The sequence below is a fragment of the Paraburkholderia sp. RL18-085-BIA-A genome, from assembly GCF_046027075.1.
In the GTDB taxonomy this organism is placed as follows: domain Bacteria; phylum Pseudomonadota; class Gammaproteobacteria; order Burkholderiales; family Burkholderiaceae; genus Paraburkholderia.
The window spans coordinates 1-812 of the sequence record NZ_JARESU010000511.1 but is presented as its reverse complement, the minus strand read 5'-3'; the positions used below and the strand labels follow the sequence as shown (position 1 = coordinate 812).

The following is an 812-nucleotide window of genomic DNA, read 5'->3' as shown; positions in this document are numbered from 1 at the left end:
CTGGTTGCATTGCTGGGTGTGCTAACGATGGTGTTCATATGGCTGTTTGCACCGAACGAGCCAGCGCATCCGGAGTCGAGCCCGCTGCGCGAACTCGGAGCGCTCAAGCACACGCAGGTGTGGCTGACGCTCGGCATCGGTGCGATCGGCTTCGGCGGTATGTTCGCGGTCTACACCTATCTGGCCGACATTCTGGGCGCAGTCACCGGGGTCACCGCGCACGCCGTTCCGATTGTGTTGAGTGCCTTCGGTTTGGGTTTGACGATCGGGAACATCGTGGTGCCGGTGTTTGCGGACCGGGCTTTAATGCGAACTACCGGCGCAATACTGGCGTGGAGCGCAGTTTCGCTCGCCATTTTCCCGTTGATGGCAACCAACGTCTGGACAATGACTTTCGATGTTTTCCTGATTGGCATGGGAGGCGCACTTGGGACGGTACTCCAGACACGGCTGATGGACGTCGCGGAAGACGCCCAGGGTCTCGCGGCAGCGCTCAATCATTCTGCGTTTAACACGGCCAATGCGCTCGGACCGTTTCTCGGAGGCCTGGCTATCTCGGCAGGCTACGGATGGACGGCGCCGGGATGGGTGGGGTGCTTGCTCGCGGTCGGCGGCCTGGCGCTTTGGTTTGTGTCGGTGAGCGTCGAGCGCAGCCGAAATCGCAAGGTCGTGACCCTCCGCGAAAACATTCCATGTTGACGGATGCTGAGCGCGACGTTCGCGTACTTGAACTCTAAAGATGCGGCTATAGCAACTATTGAAGCCGGGATCAGGGTAAGTGCCTCGCGAGACTTGTTGTTGGCAATTTTTGC

The 812-nt window shown here is 59.6% G+C and carries 1 protein-coding gene; it reads left to right on the top strand.

Annotation, left to right across the window (positions count from 1 at the left end; genetic code table 11):
* On the top strand, positions 1-699 hold a 699-nt coding region (locus P0D89_RS53560), incomplete at its 5' end, for an MFS transporter (protein WP_408371373.1).
* Between the last annotated feature and the right edge of the window lie 113 nt (positions 700-812).